Below are 18,007 nucleotides of genomic sequence, written 5' to 3'. Positions count from 1 at the left end.
GCTTAGCACCAACTTAAAATCACAGAAACTGAGGATATGAAAGCTAAAGTAATCACCCCGATTCTGAATGTTTCGAGTCTACAGGAAAGTTTGGAATGGTTCGAGAAATTAGGTTGGCAGAAGCTCTGGGATTGGGGCGATCCCCCTGGATATGGAGCCGTGGGTTCTGGAGAATGTGAGATTTTTCTATGTCAGGATGGTCAGGGTGGCCGTGGTAAGGGCAACAACTCAAGTACATTCGGCCCTGGTGGTGATGAAACCCAAGACAAGGGGGCCTGGATGTCCATTTGGGTGGAGAATGTGGATCAGGTTTATGCCCTTGCTCTTGAGAACGGGATTGAGGTTGTTTTTCCTCCCGAAGATATGCCTTGGAAAGCCAGGGAATGTCACCTAAGACATCCCGATGGTCATGTGTTTCGGGTCAGTCAGTAGCTCAGTGCGTTGTAGCTAGGATTAAGGGAACGAGGTTTCAGCATGAAGCGTAAAAAATCAGATGACTATTACGTAGAGCTACCGGAGGGTATCTCTACGGATGAAATGCATGGGGTTTTAGAAAAAGCGGCAGAGACTGTGGGCATGTACATCTCCCATGTGGGCGGTTACTCACGTAAGAAATATCCCAATTCTGTACACTGGCATTTTAAGCGCGATCGCAAAGAACCCGGTCTTCTAGATGCCACATTCTGGGATGTTAAAAACTTGTTTTGGTTGATGATCCGACACCGCGAACCCCAATGGGTCCATGAGATAGTGCCAACATTCTTAACAGCTATAAAAAAAGAGATTCAAGCGTTATAAATAGAGCCATCTGGAAACAACATTACCCCATCACTTATCCACCCATCTACAGCCCCACCCTGGGTCTTTATGTTTGTGCAGTCCCCTTAGCCATGCACTATCTCGCTGATGATCTAGGCTAGCAACCCCATGGTCTCCATCGATATATTTAATATGGTTAACTGAGCCCAGTACCATTAAGACCATGCAACTGCTCTCCATCGAAACCACCCCCAGCCCCAACTGCATCAAGCTCAACCTGGATGGGACCATTAGCCCCAAAGCCCTAACCCTAGACAAGGGCAGCACCGTACCCGATACCCCTGCAGTCATTCAACAACTGCTCACCATTGAGGGAGTGAAGTCTGTCTTTGCAGTCCAGGACTTTATCACCCTTACCCGCCAAGGCAGCTCAGACTGGCAATCCATTTTGGCAAAAGCGGCTAAGGCGATTGGTATAGCCGACAATGCGGATGCGAAGCTCCTGACCCAGGTGGCTGAACCAACACAGCCAGTTGCCACTAAGGCCACCAGCTCAAATTTAGGCATGCTTGAAGTGGCAGTCCAGATGTTTCGCGGCATTCCGATACAGGTCAAGGCCACCGCAACAGATGGACAACAGGCCCGAGTTGCATTACCCGACCGCTTTAGTCGGTCACTCCAAAGGGCCATCAGTGAAACGGGCGCTGACTATGTAATGGAACGACGCTGGGACCCCTATCAGGCCCCAGCCGGTGAGCCTGAGCAAGTGGCTCAGCTGGTGGCCGATGAAATCGATAGTTTATTTGACCCTGAAGAACTGGCCCGGATTGAAGCCGCCGCCGTTAGCGCCATAGCTCAGTCCCCTGACCACGCAGCTCAGCAACAGATGCTTGTGGCTGAGTTGAACGATCCTGACTGGAAAAAGCGGTTAAAGGCACTACAGCAGCTTGATGTGACCACCGATAACTTTGCCGCCGTAGTAGCAGTACTCGATGATGAGAAAAGCGCTATTCGCCGTTGGGCAGCGGCCCTTTTGGGGGCCAGTACTCTAGAGATTGCGGTTGCCCCCCTGTGCCGTGTGGTGCGGCAGGATCCGTCAGCTATGGTCCGTCGAATCGCCGGGGATGCCCTGAGTGATATTGGCGATGCCAGTGCCCTGGCGACGATGGCTGAGGTGCTGACCGATGAGTCTAAATTAGTCCGTTGGCGGGCGGCTCGATTTATGACCGAGCTGGGCGATCAAACGGTGATTGAGCCCCTGCGCCAGGCCGTGGGTCAAGAATCTGAATTTGATGTGCGGGTGGAGATGGCAACAGCCCTGGAACGCATTGAGGACGGTGGCGATACCCAACTGCCCATGTGGATGCGGCTGACCCAGGGAATGGAGGCGTGATTGTTGATGTTGTGTGTAGGCATGTTTACCTAGCAAACGTTCGAATAATCAATAAATTCTAAATAGTTTAGTTCTAATATAGAGGAGATAAATATACTGAAATTTTCCACCTAATCACCCCTATTGGTTCGATAGGTGGAAAATTTCCCTCCAATGATACGTTAGCTTGCAATTTGCTGGTTTGAAGGTTGATAACAGACTCTTTGCAATGGTTAAAGTCACTTTTGATACTAATGTTTGGAGAAGAGTTGTTGAGATTAAGGTAGATTCTCGTAATGAATATCGAGAATTACGTCGCAGGATAGAAAATAAAGATGTTGAATCTTTTATTTGTGAAATTGCTCTAAGTCTTGAATCCATTAGTAGGAAAGATCGTCCAGACTTTTGGGAGTCTTACATTCCCCAAATGGAGATGTCTGGAAGGTTTGAAAATAACCAATATTCTGGAGTGTTCTCAATATCTCCAGATACATCTAAACATCCAGGAATGCACCCAATACTTCAGCGCAAGTTGGCTGAAGCCCAAAGATTAGGATTCAAAGTTCTCAGAATGACTAATCTTGGAACTGTAATGTGTCCGGATATCCCAGATAGCATGTACACAGTCTTTAGTGAGGGCAGCTTTTGGAATTACTGTGAGAGAGTAGCTAAATGCAGCGATTATATTGTCAGTCATGATTGGGGTCGGGCACAGTATGAAATCTTGAAGAATGAGTATAATCTAGTAGGCTTATCAGTCATCGATTGTTTATCAAAAGTACCTCCAGGGAAATCCAAAGCATTTTGTGATGCAATAGCTGAATGGGTTGATGGCGACTCAATCTCTATGCATTTTGGCTATTCAAATGAATATTTTTGCACAGAAGATAGAGGTAAAGGTGCTGGCAAAAAATCGGTTTTCCATGAAGAAAATTTGGCTAGTCTTAAGCAAGCTTTTGGGCTAAAGATCGTTTCAATATCAGAATTGCTCGAAGCTCTGTAGTATTAGAGGGTCTTCTTTCAGGGTGCAGTTTGATGAGTTTATAGATAGGTTCTTTCATAAATCAAGCTAACAACGCCCATGTATACCGACCGCCGAAAGTGGATCGGTATGATGCAGAAGTTATCTGCGGCGGATGATGGGCAACGTTAGGCGGCTGGTTGGTTGGTAAAGTAAAGTCTCAGCCTGGAGATGGTGTGATGCATCACACCATCTCCAAGGATCTGGCATAGTCTTTTGAGTTGGTGCGTTACCCTTCGCTAACAGCACTTAGCTTTCTGATAAAATAAGCTTATGGAATAGTACTTTGCCCATTATCAGGGATGGCTTCAGCGCCTAGGTTAGGGGTAAATGGGTAGGGGGGTCGGGGATCTCTAGATCCATTCGGGTCTGGACCAAATTCGTCTGGTGACGTAGTATCGCGCTCTAGTTGATAGTAAATGGCTCGAGCTTGTGTACCAAAGACAATTTCGTCCTCATTTTTTAAATCATAAGCCATTAACTTTCTGCCATTGATAAGCAAGCCGTTTGCGCTAGGTTTACCTTTTAAATTGCCATCAACAATTTGATAGTAGTAAGTTTCGTCATCTCTTGGTAGTTGCACTAGGGTAGCGTGATGCCTAGAAACAAACTTTGAAGCCAGACGGATATTACACTTCGCATCACGTCCTAATGAATAGACAGAGCTATCGAGGACAATTTCCCGTATCCCCTGGCTATCTTCCACAATGAGAATGTTGCTAAGTGCCATTAATATTTTGATTGTGACGATGAATTCTAGTCTATCTTAGAACTTAAGCATTGACAGAATAGCAAAGCCATGAGGTGATATAGGTGTCCCTACCTGTTCCTGCCTAACCCAGCGATGCGTGAGCTATCCAAACCGTCACGGCGCGTTGCAACTGTAGCCTCTACATCTTTCTCTGGGTACACCTTCACAGTTGTAGCGACGTGGAATTCACTCCCTTCGAGAACTCAGAACTTGTCAAAGATCTCACTCAATTGGGGGCTTGTGACCTCGATATTCTGAGCGTGAAAGATGAGGAGAGCCACGTCTCAGTCTGCTGTACTGATGGCATACTTCGCCTACACTACGTGGATGCAACTTGTGAGCTGGAAAGCTGACGAACTCGGTGACATGAGTTTATTAGATGACGGAGGTAGTACCGATCCAGCTTGCAAGAGGGAGTTTGTCGAAGCTCTCCGAGCGATTCTTGATGCTGAGGCGGAATCAGGGCGATACACTAGGCCCGATCAACAGCTAACTTGAGATGTATAACACATCGATGCAGCGGACTAATAATACAGAAATTACCTTTTAGCCCTTTACCAGATGCTAATCTCAATCGTTATGTGCTCACCCTACACCGCACTGAAGATGACGCTTGATACTGAACCATACTCGCAACAAGTCATACGCTGGCCGCAAGACGGACGCGTGATCCTCGCCCAATTCGATGCCGAGTCGATTGTCGTCTATCAAGCATACGGCCCCGCTATCGGTAACTTCGCTGCCGAAAACGGTTACTTTGGCGGCCCGTTCAAACTCACGCGCATGTCGTGGATCAAACCCAACTTCCTATGGATGATGTATCGTTGCGGGTGGGCCACCAAAGAGGGCCAAGAAGTCGTGCTCGCAATTCGGCTGCAACGATCCGCATTTGATCAAATCCTATCGCTGGCAGTTCATTCATCATTCAAACCCGATGTTTACGGCACACGCAAAGAATGGAAAAAGGCCGTCGATGAATCTGATGTCCGATTGCAATGGGACCCCGATCACGATCCCAAAGGCGAAAAGGTTGAACGTCGCGCAATTCAATTAGGCTTACGCGGCGATGTGATTGCAAAATACGCTCGCGAATGGATACTTGATATTCAAGATATTTCTGGCTTTGTTGCCGAACAACGTTCACATGCGAAGTCCCGTGATTACGATCGGTTGTTCACGCCCACTGAGTTTGCTTACCCTGTAACGAATAAAGACGTTGCGGGAAAACTCGGTTTGTCAACTCTGGCGTAAACAAACGCCACATAAATACGCCCTGAGGCAGACGAGGTCAATTTCGCACTGCTTGACAGTCCCTTGACCTGTGATTACGATGTAATTACATGTTCGTGTTCGCAAGTATCTAAACTATGGGCACAGTTATCAGAACTCGGATCGTCAAAATTGGTAACTCTCAAGGCGTTCGCATTCCTAAGCTTCTCTTAGAGCAAAGCGGTATTCATGAAGACGTTGAGATTGAAGTACAGGGTGATTGTCTGACTATTCGCACAGCACACTGTTGGCGTGCCGGATGGGATGAGGCTTTTGCAGCAATGGCTAAGAATCAAGATGATGCACTTCTAGATGATGTCAGCACTACTGATTGGGATCAATCTGAATGGGAATGGTAGTCAAACGTTTCGATGTTTTTCTGGTCAACCTAGACCCCACTGTTGGTAGTGAAATTCAGAAAACGCGACCCTGTGTTGTTATCTCACCGGATGAGATGAACCGTTATATCGCTACGGTTATCATTGCGCCAATGACTACAAAAGGTAAGCAATATCCCACTCGTCTTGTCTGTCAATTTCAGGGCAAAAATGGGCAAATTGTTTTGGATCAAATCCGTACAGTAGATAAAAATCGATTGGTCAAAAAGCTTGACCGAATCAGTCAAGATGAGCAAAAAATGCTTCTTGATATCTTGGCTGAAATGTTTGCTGAATAGGTTGCCTAACAAGGGCTTGCAACGGAACGGAGAATAAATTTAGATTATGATGCAAAATCATAATCATATCCCCATCCGCTGAAGCCCAAGCCGTTAAACAGCCACTTTCTTGGTCATTGCCCTTAGCATAAGACCAGAACTGCCCTAAATGGTCTGCTAACCTCGTGGTCTGTCAAGCTTAAGCCTTGGGATAAGGTCAGTGAAGGGATAAAGGATAAAAGTGCTGGGGAGACATACAGATAATCATTGCTGACATTCTCCGAGTCTCCCTGGCACCGATCTCCCTAGCCCGCTATTTCACCACGCCGCAGTGTCCCTCAACTTCAGCGGCAGGTTCGGCACGACCACCGATATATTTCGCCAGAAACGCCTCCACGATGCCATAGAAGTGCAAGCGGTTTTCTGGGCGCGCAAACCCGTGACCTTCGTCGGTATACAGGACGTATTCAACCGGCTTGCCAGCCCTATGCATGGCCTCAACAATCTGTTCACTTTCCGCTTCTTTAACGCGAGGGTCGTTAGCACCCTGACCAATGAGCAAAGGCTTCTCGATGCGGTCCACAAAAAACAAGGGAGATCGCTCTTTGAGCATCTCTTCTTCGGTTTCAATATCGCCCACACGATGGGCAAACATGGCCATCATCGGTTGCCAATAGGGGGGCACGCTGCGAATTAGGGTGATCAAATTGGATGGGCCGACAATATCTACACCGCAGGCAAACACATCTGGGGTAAAGGTTAACCCCGCCAGGGTGGCATAGCCACCGTAGGAACCGCCCATAATCGCCACTTTAGTACGGTCGGCAATGCCCTGGTTAAAAAGCCAATCTACGGCATCAATCAGATCGTCGTGCATGGTTTTGCCCCACTGGCGATTGCCCGCGTTAAGAAAGTCTTTGCCATAGCCATTGGACCCTCGGAAGTTCACCTGTAGGACAGCGTAGCCTCGATTTGCCAACCACTGTACAGGCGGGTTTAGGCCCCACATATCCCGCACCCAAGGACCGCCATGGACAAACAGCACCGTGGGTAGATTTTTAGCTTCGATGCCCACCGGCAAGGTCAAATAGCCGTGGATGGTGAGACCGTCGCGAGCCTGGTATTCGATGGGTTCCATCGACGCCAGGGCCAGATCTTCTAGTTTGGGCTGGTTACTAAATAGGTAGGTGGCGTCTTTACGATTACGATCATAGCGATAGTAGTATACTGGACCATCGTCAGTGAGATAAGCCACCAGCCATATATCATCGGCTGTAGTGCGTGAGCTAATGACAAACTGACCGGGACGCACCTGGGCCAAGGCCTCAAAATCTCCTCGAATAGCCTCGTCAAGTACCGTCCATTCTTCCTTGGCTTTATAGACAGAAACGGCCTGGATGGTGTGCTCAGTGGGGTGGGTGACGATATTACTAATGTCGTACTGGGGGTCTGCGGCAATCACAGTTTCAGTACGAGCCGCTAGATCGAGGGCAATAAAGCGTTGGGCATTGGCATCGTGGGTGCCCACAACGTAAAGAGTGTTGCCATCTTTAGAGAATCCAACGGCACCGCCCTCGTCATCTGGTCCCCAGCGGCGCAAACTCTCCCAGGCATCATCGGCAGTAGCGCGATAAAGCAGTTCGGAGCCGCCATCGGGGGTGGCTGCCGTGGCTGCACGGATCTGGAACTGATGGTCGGCGGTCCAGCTTACGATATTGCCAGGATTATCGGTGTCAAACTCCACTGCACCCGTGGTGAGATTGATGCTGTAAACGTCGAACTTCTGACGATCCTTCAGGTTAAGGCTGACTAGAGCTCGGTCGGGAAAGTCAGGATCTAGTTCGATAGGGTTAGCTTTAACGCCCTGGAAGGGGGTGAGGTCACGGACCATGCTAGTGGTGACATCCACCAAATAAAGATGGAAGTTTTCATCACCATCGGCATCTTGCAGATAAATTAACTGATTTTCCTGGTATGTCCAAAAATATGACCGAATACCGCGTTTTTTATCCTGGGTGAGCTGACGATCATCGCCGCCTGGTTCCTGTAGCCACACTTGTAGAACGTTATTGGCATCCGGCGCAATATACGCCAGGTATTTGCCATCCGGGGACAGGCGTGGACTGGTGCGCTGGGGGTTTCCAAACAGAGTGGCGCGCGGAATCAGGGGCGGTAGGCTCATCGTGACCGTGGTTTCAAGTTATGTTTGCTTTTCTATCTTGCCTTATGGGTTGCTTTCTGGAGATTGTCAGGGTAGCTAGCTGATTTTGATGACGGTGTACCCTATGGTTTAGAGCCAATAACCTGTTTAGATAGGGGTTAGATAGGTTTTTTCCAGGAAACAGGGGCAACAAGTTTATACCCCTCAAATAACCAACCACCCTCTGGCATTAGCATATTCTCTACTACCCCTATAAGCTGATCAGTCTCTCCATGGGCAAATAGAGCTGCAAAGCTGTCTTCAAACTGAGCAGCAAACTGAGGGGAAACTTGTTGCAATCGTTTGGGAATTGTCTTGCCTGTGGCAGACCAGAGATTCCGACTACGCAGATAATGATTTGCCACCGCATCATATAGCTGAGTACCAGAAGCTATCAGTTCTGCCCTGGAGCGCGGTGCTCGAATATCATCGATCAGCTCTGTAATGGCATAGCGTGACCTATCGATGGCGTCTTTGTCCCAGACCGGTGGACCGTCATCTAAAATATCGTCCGCTAGCTGCTTCAGCTCTCTGGATAGCTCGCTCGGCTGGGGTATCTCGATTCCTTCACTCACCATAGCGGACAAAGAAGGTATCCCTGTGGGGCTATCGACCTCAAAGAAAAAGTACCTCAGCGTTTCAGGATCATGGACAAATGCTTCGACGGGCCAGCCTTCAAACTGAAAAGATTCTCGATATGCCGCAGGCAGTTGTTGAAAGACAACAACAAGATCAAGATCTGAAGTAGCGGTACCTTCACCACGAATGACAGAACCTGCTAAGAAGATAACGTCTGCATCTGGATAGCGATCTTGTTGGATTTTGGTCGCGATCGCAATTAACTCGTCTGTCATAGGGATGTTCACTATGCTGAACCCGTACAAGCTCAATAGTAAAGAGTTTTACCCGATCTTGGCATCGGAGTAGACCCAGGGGAAATTATTGATAGTTAATCTCAATAATCTTAAGTTATTGAGATAATATGTCAGTTTGCATGTTAGTTAATTGTCTGCGATCGAACCTCCTTTTATGGGGGGGCAGGTGAGGAAGCAGTTTTGGGGAAGAGATAGCGAAAGGGAGAACATTACAAAAGGTTGAGGGGGTGTCATTCCTGTGGGCCTTCGCTATGATAGTGGAAAGTTATTGCGAAAGATTCTTAATTGCTAGATTACGAATTTTGCTCAGCTCAAAATTGGCAAGTAAGAGGTCAATCATGGACACCCTCACTCTCAAAATCATCTTCTTAGTATTCTTTGGACTCACAGGGGTTATCCGCAAACCCTATCAGCGAGAAATTAAGAGCAATACCATAATCGATAATCGTAAGACGCCTCTAGAGAATGGCTTATTAGCATTTGTTCTGCTGGGGATGTGTGTTTTGCCCTTGATTTATATTTTTACGCCGTTGTTCAATTTTGCTAATTATTCCCTGCCGGTTGGGGCGAATGTTTTAGGAATTGTGACATTTGCGATCGCGCTCTACCTATTCTGGCGGTCTCACCATGACCTGGGCAAAAATTGGTCGCCCACGTTACAGGTCCGAGAAGACCATACGTTAATTACCAAAGGTATTTATCAGAATATCCGTCATCCGATGTATACAGCAATTTGGCTATGGGTTATTGCCCAAGCACTGTTGTTAACCAACTGGATTGTCGGTCTCTCAGGGGTGATCACCTTCGGTACCCTGTACTTTTTCCGGGTAGGTAATGAAGAGAATATGATGCTAGAGCAATTTGGAGAACAATATCAGGCCTATCGACAACGGACGAAGCGCTTGGTGCCGTTTCTTTTTTAATTTCCCCACCCATGTTCAAACCCTACGCTCGCATCTTGTCCTTAATCCAGCGGATGTCCCATGGCTATTTTAGCAGAGACGTCCGTCGCTGATATGGCTAAGTTCTCATTTAACAGTTGCTGATTAATCAGCAGAACTAGCCCCTCGCGTAAATTTTCATTGCAAAACTGTTCCTTGCCAAACTGTTCAGGCAAAGTCAACGTACCCTCAAAATCGGAACTAGATTCTTCTTGCGTTACCGGCATTGCTGAAGATGCCCGTTTTCCAATCATTATCAATTCCATGCATATACATATTCTTGACCAGTGGAAACATTCTCACGACTTTTCTAACGATCAGGGTCGTGCAGAAAAAAATACCAAGGTAGTCATGCTGTTTACAGCCGTCACCATGGTGGCTGAGATTGTGGCTGGAACAATTTTTGGGTCAATGGCTTTGCTAGCTGATGGTTGGCACATGGCAACCCATGTCGCTGCCTTTGGCATCACGATTTTTGCCTATCAATATAATATGCCCGAAACCATACCTCCGACCCTAAATACACCTTTGGTACAGGAAAGGCCAGTGTGCTTGGCGGTTTTGCCAGTGTCGTTGCCCTTGTTGTCATCGCTGTATAGAGGTTTCAACCCAGAGTGCTATGAGATAAATTGAACAAATAAAATATCCCACTCTAGTCTGTTTAAGACAGGGCAGAATTTCTCGCAGTGGCCATGAAGGAATGTGCGATCGCACCCCCGTTAATGTAATTTTCAAAGGTTTTGTTTACCCCAACTCTGCAGACCGTTTTTCAAAATTATAGCTTCAGCGCTAGATAAGAGTTTTAGAGACTAAGAGTTTTAGAGACGCTTCATTGCTAAGGTCAACCCGTCGGCGATGGGTAACATGCTTAGCTCAATGCGTTCATCCTGGTGGAGGGTCTGATTCAAGTCTCGTAGTGCTTGTGTATCAGGATCGATAATATCTGGATCGGCTACAGCTCCAGACCACAGAACATTGTCGATGGCGATCAGTCCACCGGGTCTGAGTAATTCTAAAGACTTTTCGTAATAGTGGATATAGTTGCTCTTATCGGCATCGATAAAGACAAAGTCAAAGGTGCCTGACTGTCCTGTGAAGATTAAGTGATTTAAGGTCTCAATGGCATGTGCCAAGTGCAGCAGCAATTCCAAATTCCGACTTAAGAACAGGTGTCTGTGTCCTGGAGCTAGCAATCGAGTTGTGCACAGCGTGCCCCTATCCGATACAGTCAATTCATTCGAATGGGTCTTGCCCTTGGCAAGATAGTCGTCATGGTCTCAAGTGTGCTCGGATTCGACAGTGTGCTCGGAAGTCTGACCTCATGCATAGGAATGATGAAGGATGGACGTCAGCCTAGTAACGCGACTCGTTATAGCCTTCAAGATGCGGTCTTAGGAGCATTTAGTGCGTTTTTCATGCAAAGCCCGTCATTCTTAGAGTACCAACGACAGTTGCAAAGCCGTCATGGTCAAGACAATGCCCAGAGTCTATTTGGCTTGACCAACATTCCGAGTGTCGAACAAATTCGTAATATTCTCGACCCGCTTCCTGCGAGGGGGCTATCGGGTGTGTTCATCTTGAATTATCAGGATTTAGAGAAACAGGGATATCTGCGTGGGTTTGAGGTACTTGGCAAGCATCTATTGGTCACCCTAGATGGAACCCAATACTACAGTTCGCATGAGGTAAGTTGTCCGTGTTGTTCAATCCAGACGCATCGCAATGGCCAGGTCACCTACAGTCATAAAGCTATCTTGCCAGTGGTGGTGTCGCCGAGCCAATCATCGGTGATTTCGTTGTCCCCTGAATTTATTTATCCTCAAGATGGTCATGAGAAGCAAGATTGTGAGCAGGCTGCAGCTAAGCGTTGGATAGCGACTCATGGACAGATGTTCGCTCAGCGAGATGTGATTTTGCTCGGCGATGATCTATACAGTCGTCTACCGATGTGTGAAACAGTCCTAGCTCAGGGAATGAGTTTCATCTTCGTGTGTTTACCGGAGTCGCATCCAGTGCTCTACGATTGGATTGAGTTCAATGCGGCCAAGGGTCAGGTCAAAACCATCGAGAAAACGCGAACTCAGGGTAAGGAGAACGTCCACTATCGGTACCGATATTTAACCGATGTTCCATTAGGTGGCACCCCGTCGGACCGGGTACTGAATTGGTGTGAGGTCACCGTCACTCGACAACGAGACGGCAAGCGACTCTATCACAACAGTTGGATCACTCCACTAGAGCTCAATACCCCGCAGCAGGTCATTGCTGTAGTTGAGGCGGCTCGCAGTCGTTGGAAAACTGAAAACGAAAACCACAATGTCCTCAAAACGAAGGGCTATCATTTAGAGCACAATTTTGGCCATGGGCAACAGCATCTAGCCTCGTTCTTATTGACCCTAAATCTGTTAGCATTCCTGTTTCATACCATCTTGGGATATGTAGACGAACGCTATCAACGAATTCGACAGATTCGAGGTACCCGAAAAGGCTTTTTTCAAGATATTGTCGCCTTGACCAAGTACCTCTGGTTTGAGAGTTGGAACGCATTGATTGAGTTCATGCTCGATGATACCAAGCCGACGGGTCCCTTTCGAAATACCTCTTGATTCTCATCGTGACTGACATCCTCAACAGGAGTCTCTCTTACATACCACTCCTGTCCGTACATTGGAATTTGGAATTGCTGCAAGTGCAGATTAATTTTGTCAGCGACGCCAGCGGCTTGCCAGTAGCGGCGGGCGATTTCTGTATACTCTTCACTCACATCGCAGGCGGTGAGGGTGCCATCTGAAGGCAACGCCAGCGCCATCCACAGGGCGCTATAGCCAGTAAACGTGCCAATCTCCAACACTTTTTTAGCCCCCATTAGCCGCAGCAGTAGGGCCATAAATTGGCCCTGATACGGTGAGATTTGTATACTACTCACGGGATGTTGGGCGGTCTCCTGACGCAGCTGGGTCAAAATTTGGGGCTCGCGTAGAGAAACAGAGAGCAGGTAGTTATAAAGATGTGATAAAAGTTGTCCAGAATTGTCTCTGATCCCTGGGGAATACAGGTTTCTCCCGTGGCATGCTGAACTGGCCGACAGTTGGCGATGGGCGCAGAGGACCCACCATCAGAACTGCCATGACACCTGTGCTGACACGGTTAAGGGCTGACCTGGAACAATCTCTAGCTCATTGCCACCGCGAGAGGCTTCAAAAAAGTCAATATCAAACAGGTTTTCCACATTGATTTGGGCTCGAAAGCGATCGCGTTGATAATACACCAGCGCATCGGAACGGACATAGGACGATAGCTCAAAGGTGTTGTCAAGATCTCCTTCTCGCTCTCCTGTGAAGAACAGTCCCAAGCCAAATCCTAACCCCTCAAGGGAGCCCTGCTGTAGCTCATAAACTGTCCATAAACTCCCTGAATGACGTGGTACATTAAAGAGCGTGTCTCCCTCTTCAAAAACTTCGTCTTTCGTAATTTCGGCATCCGTGAGTGCATAGCTAGCAATCACATTCCAGCCGGGTAAAATTTCACCTTGCACATCTAACTCAATGCCTCGACTGCGTTGTTCTCCGGTTTGAATTTGAAACAGCCCATTATCTGGATCGGTCGTAAGGACGTTGGTGCGGGTCAGGTCAAAGAAGGCAAGATTTGCAAATAGCTTATCTTGCAACAAATTTGCCTTAATACCCAGCTCATATTGGGTGCCGCGCTCCGGTCGAAAGGAGTCTCTGGTAAAGGTTTGTCCAGCCTGGGGAGTAAAGGAGCGGGCATAGCTGCCATAGAGAGAGACATCCTCGCTGGGTTGATACACTAAACCCACGCGGGGGCTAAAGGCTTCATCTTGTTGAAACTCGTCGGTTTGTGCGATCGCATCATCATTGGTCACCCCGGCAATATCAAATCGCCCCCCCAGCACCAAGATCAGATTATCCGTAAACGAAATCTGATCTTGAGCGTAGATCCCCAACGAATCGGCGCGACTAAAAACATCTCGCCGAAGCACCTCAAAGCCAACGTTATCAGGGCTGTACACCGGATCAAAAATATCAATCGGGTCTAGAAAATTAGCCACCAATCGATCCGTTAAATTTTCCCTGGCCAGTTCCACCCCCACCAGCAGCTGATGGTCAATGGAGCCTGTGTTAAAACGCCCCACTACACTGTTGTTTAGGACATAGCTATCGCGGTCAGTATCCACATCCACCCCTAACTCTGTGGGGTTTACCTGGACGTCAATCACCTGGACAAATGCCTGAGCCAGGGAGTGTTCTCCTTGGACTATGGAAGGACCTGATAGATGATTGGGTCGGACAGTCTCCTCAGCCCAGGCTGATTGGCCCAACAGTGCCAAACTTGATGCCAAGAGCGACACGATCCGATACCCCATATCCTGCTTACCCATAGCCTCACACTCACGCATCTAAAGTCAATCAAGAAAGATTCCTAATAAACTTGACGATACGGGATTTGATAAATTTAAGGTTGTCGCAAACGGATTTTTTTTCTGTCCGATCAGGATTTTTTTCGTCACGCCTTAAACTGACGGCGATAATCGCTGGGAGTCAGGTCTGTATGTCGCTTGAAGGCATGGCAAAATCGGCTAGGACTGGCATAGCCCACCCGTTCGGCGACATCCGCAATTCTCAAGCCGCGATCGCACAGTAGATGCTGAGCCTGCTCCATCCGACAGGCATGCACATACCCAAACACCGTTGTATCAAACACCTGACGAAAGCCTCGCTTGAGCTTATAGTCATTTAGCCCCACCTGCCTGGCCAGCTCCAGCAGAGAGGGTGGGTCGTTAAATTTTTGTCTCAGAATGTCTCGCGCTAGCTGCAACCGTTCAATATCACCTGACCGTAATTTAGGAGACACCAAATCTGACCGCTGTACCTTGCTCAGGTGATGAAACTGCAGTGCCAAAAGCTCCAACACCTTGCTTTCTAAATACATACGTTTTACGGCCCCGCGATAGGGACAGTCCAGCAGCAGCTGGAGAATCTGTTGCATCATCGGAGTGGTGTGATTCAACGATTGATGAAAACTATCCACGGCTTTCCCCTGGGCCAGCTGTCGCAATGGGGGCGGCGCATCTTCCTGGGCAAACCCAAATGAGCGCAGTCGTTCAAAATCAATGGCAATGCCGAGATTTTTGTGGGGTTGTTCAGCCGGGTAGTATTCAATCGATTGCGCCTCAGCAATATGGCACAGACAGGTTTCACCCGCAGTTTCCTCACGATCATCTTCGAGCTGAATACCAGGGTTAATGGTGCGGTGCCCCCCCAGCAAATAAAAATTGGACAGCAGCTTGTCTTTGGTAGTGGAGTGATAGTTTAACTGTAGCGATCGCACATACCAGCTGGTGTAAATATAGAGCGTCAGCCCTGGCTGTAGCCTAATAACTCGTTTCTCACCTTTTCCCAATCGCTGGAGAATAGACTGCCAGCATTCAATCCCGTTCCATTTCCAGGCCACCTCACCACACTCACTGGCTTCTTGCCAAATGGCATCATATTCGACTTGAGTAATGGTCCGAGCGTGATCGAGGGGCATGGGACTGCTCTCAGGTTAGTCATGGGTGCACTGGCTGTCCTTGCAGGAGAAGTAGTTAGCTAGCAATTGGGAATTATTCTTAACTAGAATAGACGGAGAGTCAAGCTATGCAAATATTGCAAAATGTCAAAACAATTTATTGTCCTTAAGGACGGCAAAATTGCCTATCAAGTATACGGACAAGGACAACACACTCTACTCCTATTCCATGGTCTGCTCGGCAGCTCGTGGCTCGGCGATGAATGGATACAGGCCATCGAACAAGCAGGTGTACGCTGCATCGTACTAGAACGACCGGGCTATGGAGACTCGTCTATTTTTTCCATAGAATGTGTTGCCGACTGGAATATTATCTTTGCTCAACTCATCCATGCTTTGAATATTCAATCTGCCATTGCCATCGGCTGTTCTGCTGGGGCGGTTTATGCCTATGCAACGGCCTTTGCGTTTCCTGACATCATTACCCATGTTTGGGTATTAGATGGTGTGCCTGCTGTCTTTTTAGAAACTGTTATTCGTCACTATTCCCATGACGATCAAGCCACCTATAACCGTTTCTTAATCAGCCCCATTGCCGAGATTCAGGATGACTATGCAACGTGGCTAGAGGCTTTTTCTGAGCAGCAATCTGATCATCCCTATATGCTCAACATATTGAAAGATGCTCGCGCCAACCACCATATCGGCATGGCCCGAGAAAGTCAGCTGCAGATTCGCCCTTGGGGATTTGATATCTCAGCCATTCAACAACCGGTGACGCTATGGCATGCGGAGCATGATGCCATGGTGCCCTACAATGCTGCACAAGAGATGACCCAGGTGCTCGCCAACAGTACCCTGATTACGGCCCAAGACCTGGACATATCATCAGAACAAACTATCCATTCAGAAAGCATATCCCAAGGTTTTTTGCACCTGGTAGAACAATTGCAGGATTATAGAGGCGCTGATTAGGGCAAAGGTCCAACACAAATTAAGTCATGATTTTCCAGCCATGCGGTACAAAGATGCAGAAATAGCTCGCAGGATTCTCCACCTAAAGCAAGCACCAGAGCCACCTATAAACGATTATAGCGTATACAATTAGCCAATCTCTAAAAGGTTGTTAGCCTCCATCAACTAGAGCAATAGGGAAATTTTCATGGCTTATCAAACTCCCCAATACAATTTAGTTGTTTTTGGTGCAACCGGATTTGTTGGCCGTATCCTCTGCCAGTATTTGTTAAAGCAGGTTGGGGTACATGGTTCTGTTAAGTGGGCGATCGCAGGTCGTTCCCAGGCTAAATTAAATGCCCTGGTGTCTGATCTAGGAGCCAACGGCTTACCCCAAATCATTGCAGATGTCTCCGATGAGGCCAGCCTGCGGCATATGTGCGACCAAACCCAGGTTGTTATCTCCACCGTTGGTCCTTATGCCCTGTATGGGGAACCGCTGGTTAAGGTGTGTGCGGAGACTGGCACTGACTATTGTGATCTGACCGGAGAGCCCCAGTGGATTCGACAGATGAGTCAGCGGTACAGTGCTACTGCTGAGCAATCCGGGGCGCGGATTGTTCACTGCTGTGGGTTTGACTCGATTCCGTCTGATTTAGGTGTGTATTATCTGCAGCAGCAGGCAAAACAACGGTTTGGGAGAGTTTGCGATCGCATCAAAATGCGGGTAAAAGCAGCCATGGGCGGTGTCTCGGGGGGTACCGTTGCCAGTGGCATTAATGTGGTGAAAGAGGCCAGTGTCGATCCGGCCCTGCGTCAGGAGTTGGATAACCCCTATTCCCTTTGCCCCAGCCAGTCCACAGAGCATCCCCCAACGCTGGTGCCAGTGCAGTACGATCAGGACTTTCAAGGGTGGGTGTCGCCATTTGTGATGGCGGCCATTAATACCCGCATAGTGCTGCGGTCCAATGCCTTGCTGGATTATGCCTATGGCAAACAGTTTCAGTATGACGAGGCAGTATTGACTGGGCCTAATGCTACAGGCTGGCTGGTGGCTCAGGGGCTTAGTGTTAGTTTAGTCGGTGTGGCGGCGGCCATGGCATTCTCACCGACGCGCTGGTTATTGGAGACTATGCTGATTCCTAAACCAGGGGAAGGACCAAGTCAGGCAGCCCAGGAGCAAGGGTTTTATGATTTGCGATTCTGGGGGACAACTGCTGAGGGACAGACTATTCAGGTTAAGGTGACGGGCGATCGCGATCCGGGCTATGGGTCCACAGCTAAGATTTTGGGCCAGGCAGGGCTATGTTTGGCGGAGGATTTTCCACCGTCTGTTAAAGCAGGAGGATTTTGGACACCGGCGTCGATGTTTGGTGATGTTTTGATCGAACGTTTGGTGAAAGATGCAGGATTGACGTTTGAGGTGTGCTGATACACTGAAAAGTCACTTGTTAATCTCGATCCGTGAACCCTTTATCACAAGCTGAGCTACTTCAAATTGCCCGCTCCATTACCGGCTTTAGGCGATATACCGATATCGATTTAAGCGAAGGCAACCCACCCCTAGAGTTTAGTTGGTTAAATCCTGACGATATTGTTATGGGTGGTGTTGGATTTGCGTTTTATTACAACACCATCGAACAAGCTAGAGAACTTCGAAACACCTTACAGTAAGGGTATT

19 protein-coding genes and 3 pseudogenes are annotated in these 18,007 nt (G+C 48.1%); 14 read left to right on the top strand and 8 right to left on the bottom strand.

Translation table 11 applies throughout. The annotated features are described in order from the left end of the window. Positions 1–36: 36 nt before the first annotated feature. The 4 genes from SPB21_RS08985 to SPB21_RS08970 all read left to right on the top strand — a co-directional run bounded on the left by SPB21_RS08985 (position 37) and on the right by SPB21_RS08970 (position 3,134). Positions 37–432, top strand: coding sequence for a bleomycin resistance family protein (locus SPB21_RS08985; protein ID WP_163664990.1), 396 nt, complete (start codon positions 37–39; stop codon positions 430–432). Between the two features lie 42 nt (positions 433–474). Then, on the top strand, positions 475–798 hold the full coding sequence (locus SPB21_RS08980; protein WP_499058727.1) for a hypothetical protein: 324 nt from the start codon (positions 475–477) through the stop codon (positions 796–798). A 184-nt stretch (positions 799–982) separates the two neighbouring features. Beyond that, positions 983–2,152, top strand: coding sequence for a virulence factor (locus SPB21_RS08975; RefSeq protein ID WP_499866353.1), 1,170 nt, complete (start codon positions 983–985; stop codon positions 2,150–2,152). Positions 2,153–2,318: 166 nt separating this feature from the next. After that, a complete protein-coding gene (locus SPB21_RS08970; protein ID WP_499866352.1) occupies positions 2,319–3,134 on the top strand; it encodes a hypothetical protein in 816 nt (271 codons plus the stop codon). 289 nt (positions 3,135–3,423) lie between these two features. On the opposite strand, the gene SPB21_RS08965 is transcribed toward SPB21_RS08970, so the two are convergent. Beyond that, positions 3,424–3,882 (bottom strand): FHA domain-containing protein, encoded by a 459-nt coding sequence (locus tag SPB21_RS08965; protein WP_499866351.1) that lies wholly within the window; start codon positions 3,880–3,882, stop codon positions 3,424–3,426. A 288-nt stretch (positions 3,883–4,170) separates the two neighbouring features. On the opposite strand from SPB21_RS08965, the gene SPB21_RS08960 reads away from it, so the two are divergent. The 4 genes from SPB21_RS08960 to SPB21_RS08945 all read left to right on the top strand — a co-directional run bounded on the left by SPB21_RS08960 (position 4,171) and on the right by SPB21_RS08945 (position 5,848). Beyond that, positions 4,171–4,401 (top strand): hypothetical protein, encoded by a 231-nt coding sequence (locus SPB21_RS08960; RefSeq protein ID WP_499866350.1) that lies wholly within the window; start codon positions 4,171–4,173, stop codon positions 4,399–4,401. 108 nt (positions 4,402–4,509) lie between these two features. Then, complete coding sequence (locus SPB21_RS08955) at positions 4,510–5,154, top strand: DUF4291 domain-containing protein (protein ID WP_499866349.1); 645 nt, start codon at positions 4,510–4,512, stop codon at positions 5,152–5,154. 116 nt (positions 5,155–5,270) lie between these two features. Continuing rightward, complete coding sequence (locus SPB21_RS08950; protein WP_163698888.1) at positions 5,271–5,531, top strand: AbrB/MazE/SpoVT family DNA-binding domain-containing protein; 261 nt, start codon at positions 5,271–5,273, stop codon at positions 5,529–5,531. Next, positions 5,519–5,848: a type II toxin-antitoxin system PemK/MazF family toxin gene (locus SPB21_RS08945; RefSeq protein WP_499866348.1), complete on the top strand. Its 330-nt coding sequence runs from the start codon at positions 5,519–5,521 to the stop codon at positions 5,846–5,848. Before SPB21_RS08950 ends, SPB21_RS08945 begins: the two co-directional genes overlap by 13 nt. Positions 5,849–6,140: 292 nt before the next feature. Here SPB21_RS08945 and SPB21_RS08940 read toward each other — a convergent pair whose 3' ends face one another. Together SPB21_RS08940 and SPB21_RS08935 are read right to left on the bottom strand one after the other, a co-directional pair. Then, positions 6,141–8,009 carry a S9 family peptidase gene (locus SPB21_RS08940; protein ID WP_499866347.1) on the bottom strand — a complete coding sequence of 623 codons (1,869 nt, stop codon included), beginning with the start codon at positions 8,007–8,009 and terminating at the stop codon, positions 6,141–6,143. Between the two features lie 137 nt (positions 8,010–8,146). Continuing rightward, positions 8,147–8,881 carry a nucleotidyltransferase domain-containing protein gene (locus SPB21_RS08935; protein ID WP_163698894.1) on the bottom strand — a complete coding sequence of 245 codons (735 nt, stop codon included), beginning with the start codon at positions 8,879–8,881 and terminating at the stop codon, positions 8,147–8,149. Positions 8,882–9,240: 359 nt separating this feature from the next. Here SPB21_RS08935 and SPB21_RS08930 point away from each other — a divergent pair, with 359 nt between their 5' ends. Then, on the top strand, positions 9,241–9,825 hold the full coding sequence (locus SPB21_RS08930) for a protein-S-isoprenylcysteine O-methyltransferase (RefSeq protein WP_250564689.1): 585 nt from the start codon (positions 9,241–9,243) through the stop codon (positions 9,823–9,825). Positions 9,826–9,866: 41 nt separating this feature from the next. Here the strand turns inward: SPB21_RS08930 and SPB21_RS08925 are convergent, their stop codons facing one another. Next, positions 9,867–10,097: a hypothetical protein gene (locus SPB21_RS08925; RefSeq protein ID WP_163698896.1), complete on the bottom strand. Its 231-nt coding sequence runs from the start codon at positions 10,095–10,097 to the stop codon at positions 9,867–9,869. 10 nt (positions 10,098–10,107) lie between these two features. On the opposite strand from SPB21_RS08925, the pseudogene SPB21_RS08920 reads away from it, so the two are divergent. Next, positions 10,108–10,436: pseudogene (locus tag SPB21_RS08920) on the top strand (cation efflux transmembrane domain-containing protein); the annotation flags it as partial. A 225-nt stretch (positions 10,437–10,661) separates the two neighbouring features. Here the strand turns inward: SPB21_RS08920 and SPB21_RS08915 are convergent. After that, positions 10,662–10,982, bottom strand: a pseudogene (locus tag SPB21_RS08915) (O-methyltransferase); the annotation flags it as partial. A 192-nt stretch (positions 10,983–11,174) separates the two neighbouring features. Here SPB21_RS08915 and SPB21_RS08910 point away from each other — a divergent pair. After that, positions 11,175–12,449: an ISNCY family transposase gene (locus SPB21_RS08910; protein ID WP_250564713.1), complete on the top strand. Its 1,275-nt coding sequence runs from the start codon at positions 11,175–11,177 to the stop codon at positions 12,447–12,449. A gap of 80 nt (positions 12,450–12,529) precedes the next feature. Here SPB21_RS08910 and SPB21_RS08905 read toward each other — a convergent pair. From SPB21_RS08905 to SPB21_RS08895, 3 genes and pseudogenes are all read right to left on the bottom strand, one after another. Beyond that, positions 12,530–12,883 (bottom strand): annotated as a pseudogene (locus SPB21_RS08905) (class I SAM-dependent methyltransferase); the annotation flags it as partial. 75 nt (positions 12,884–12,958) lie between these two features. Continuing rightward, positions 12,959–14,242 carry a TonB-dependent siderophore receptor gene (locus SPB21_RS08900; RefSeq protein ID WP_499866346.1) on the bottom strand — a complete coding sequence of 428 codons (1,284 nt, stop codon included), beginning with the start codon at positions 14,240–14,242 and terminating at the stop codon, positions 12,959–12,961. A 125-nt stretch (positions 14,243–14,367) separates the two neighbouring features. Beyond that, positions 14,368–15,393, bottom strand: coding sequence for a helix-turn-helix transcriptional regulator (locus SPB21_RS08895; protein WP_499866345.1), 1,026 nt, complete (start codon positions 15,391–15,393; stop codon positions 14,368–14,370). Between the two features lie 123 nt (positions 15,394–15,516). On the opposite strand from SPB21_RS08895, the gene SPB21_RS08890 reads away from it, so the two are divergent. The 3 genes from SPB21_RS08890 to SPB21_RS08880 all read left to right on the top strand — a co-directional run bounded on the left by SPB21_RS08890 (position 15,517) and on the right by SPB21_RS08880 (position 18,000). Further along, a complete protein-coding gene (locus SPB21_RS08890) occupies positions 15,517–16,347 on the top strand; it encodes an alpha/beta fold hydrolase (RefSeq protein WP_499866344.1) in 831 nt (276 codons plus the stop codon). Positions 16,348–16,534: 187 nt separating this feature from the next. Then, positions 16,535–17,758: a saccharopine dehydrogenase family protein gene (locus tag SPB21_RS08885; RefSeq protein ID WP_499866343.1), complete on the top strand. Its 1,224-nt coding sequence runs from the start codon at positions 16,535–16,537 to the stop codon at positions 17,756–17,758. Between the two features lie 32 nt (positions 17,759–17,790). Continuing rightward, on the top strand, positions 17,791–18,000 hold the full coding sequence (locus SPB21_RS08880; protein WP_499866342.1) for a hypothetical protein: 210 nt from the start codon (positions 17,791–17,793) through the stop codon (positions 17,998–18,000). Positions 18,001–18,007: the final 7 nt, after the last annotated feature.

The organism is Leptothoe sp. ISB3NOV94-8A, from assembly GCF_043421595.1.
In the GTDB taxonomy this organism is placed as follows: domain Bacteria; phylum Cyanobacteriota; class Cyanobacteriia; order Phormidesmidales; family Phormidesmidaceae; genus Leptothoe; species Leptothoe turfae.
The sequence above is the reverse complement of the archived record's forward strand: the minus strand, read 5'-3'. Positions and strand labels throughout refer to the sequence as shown.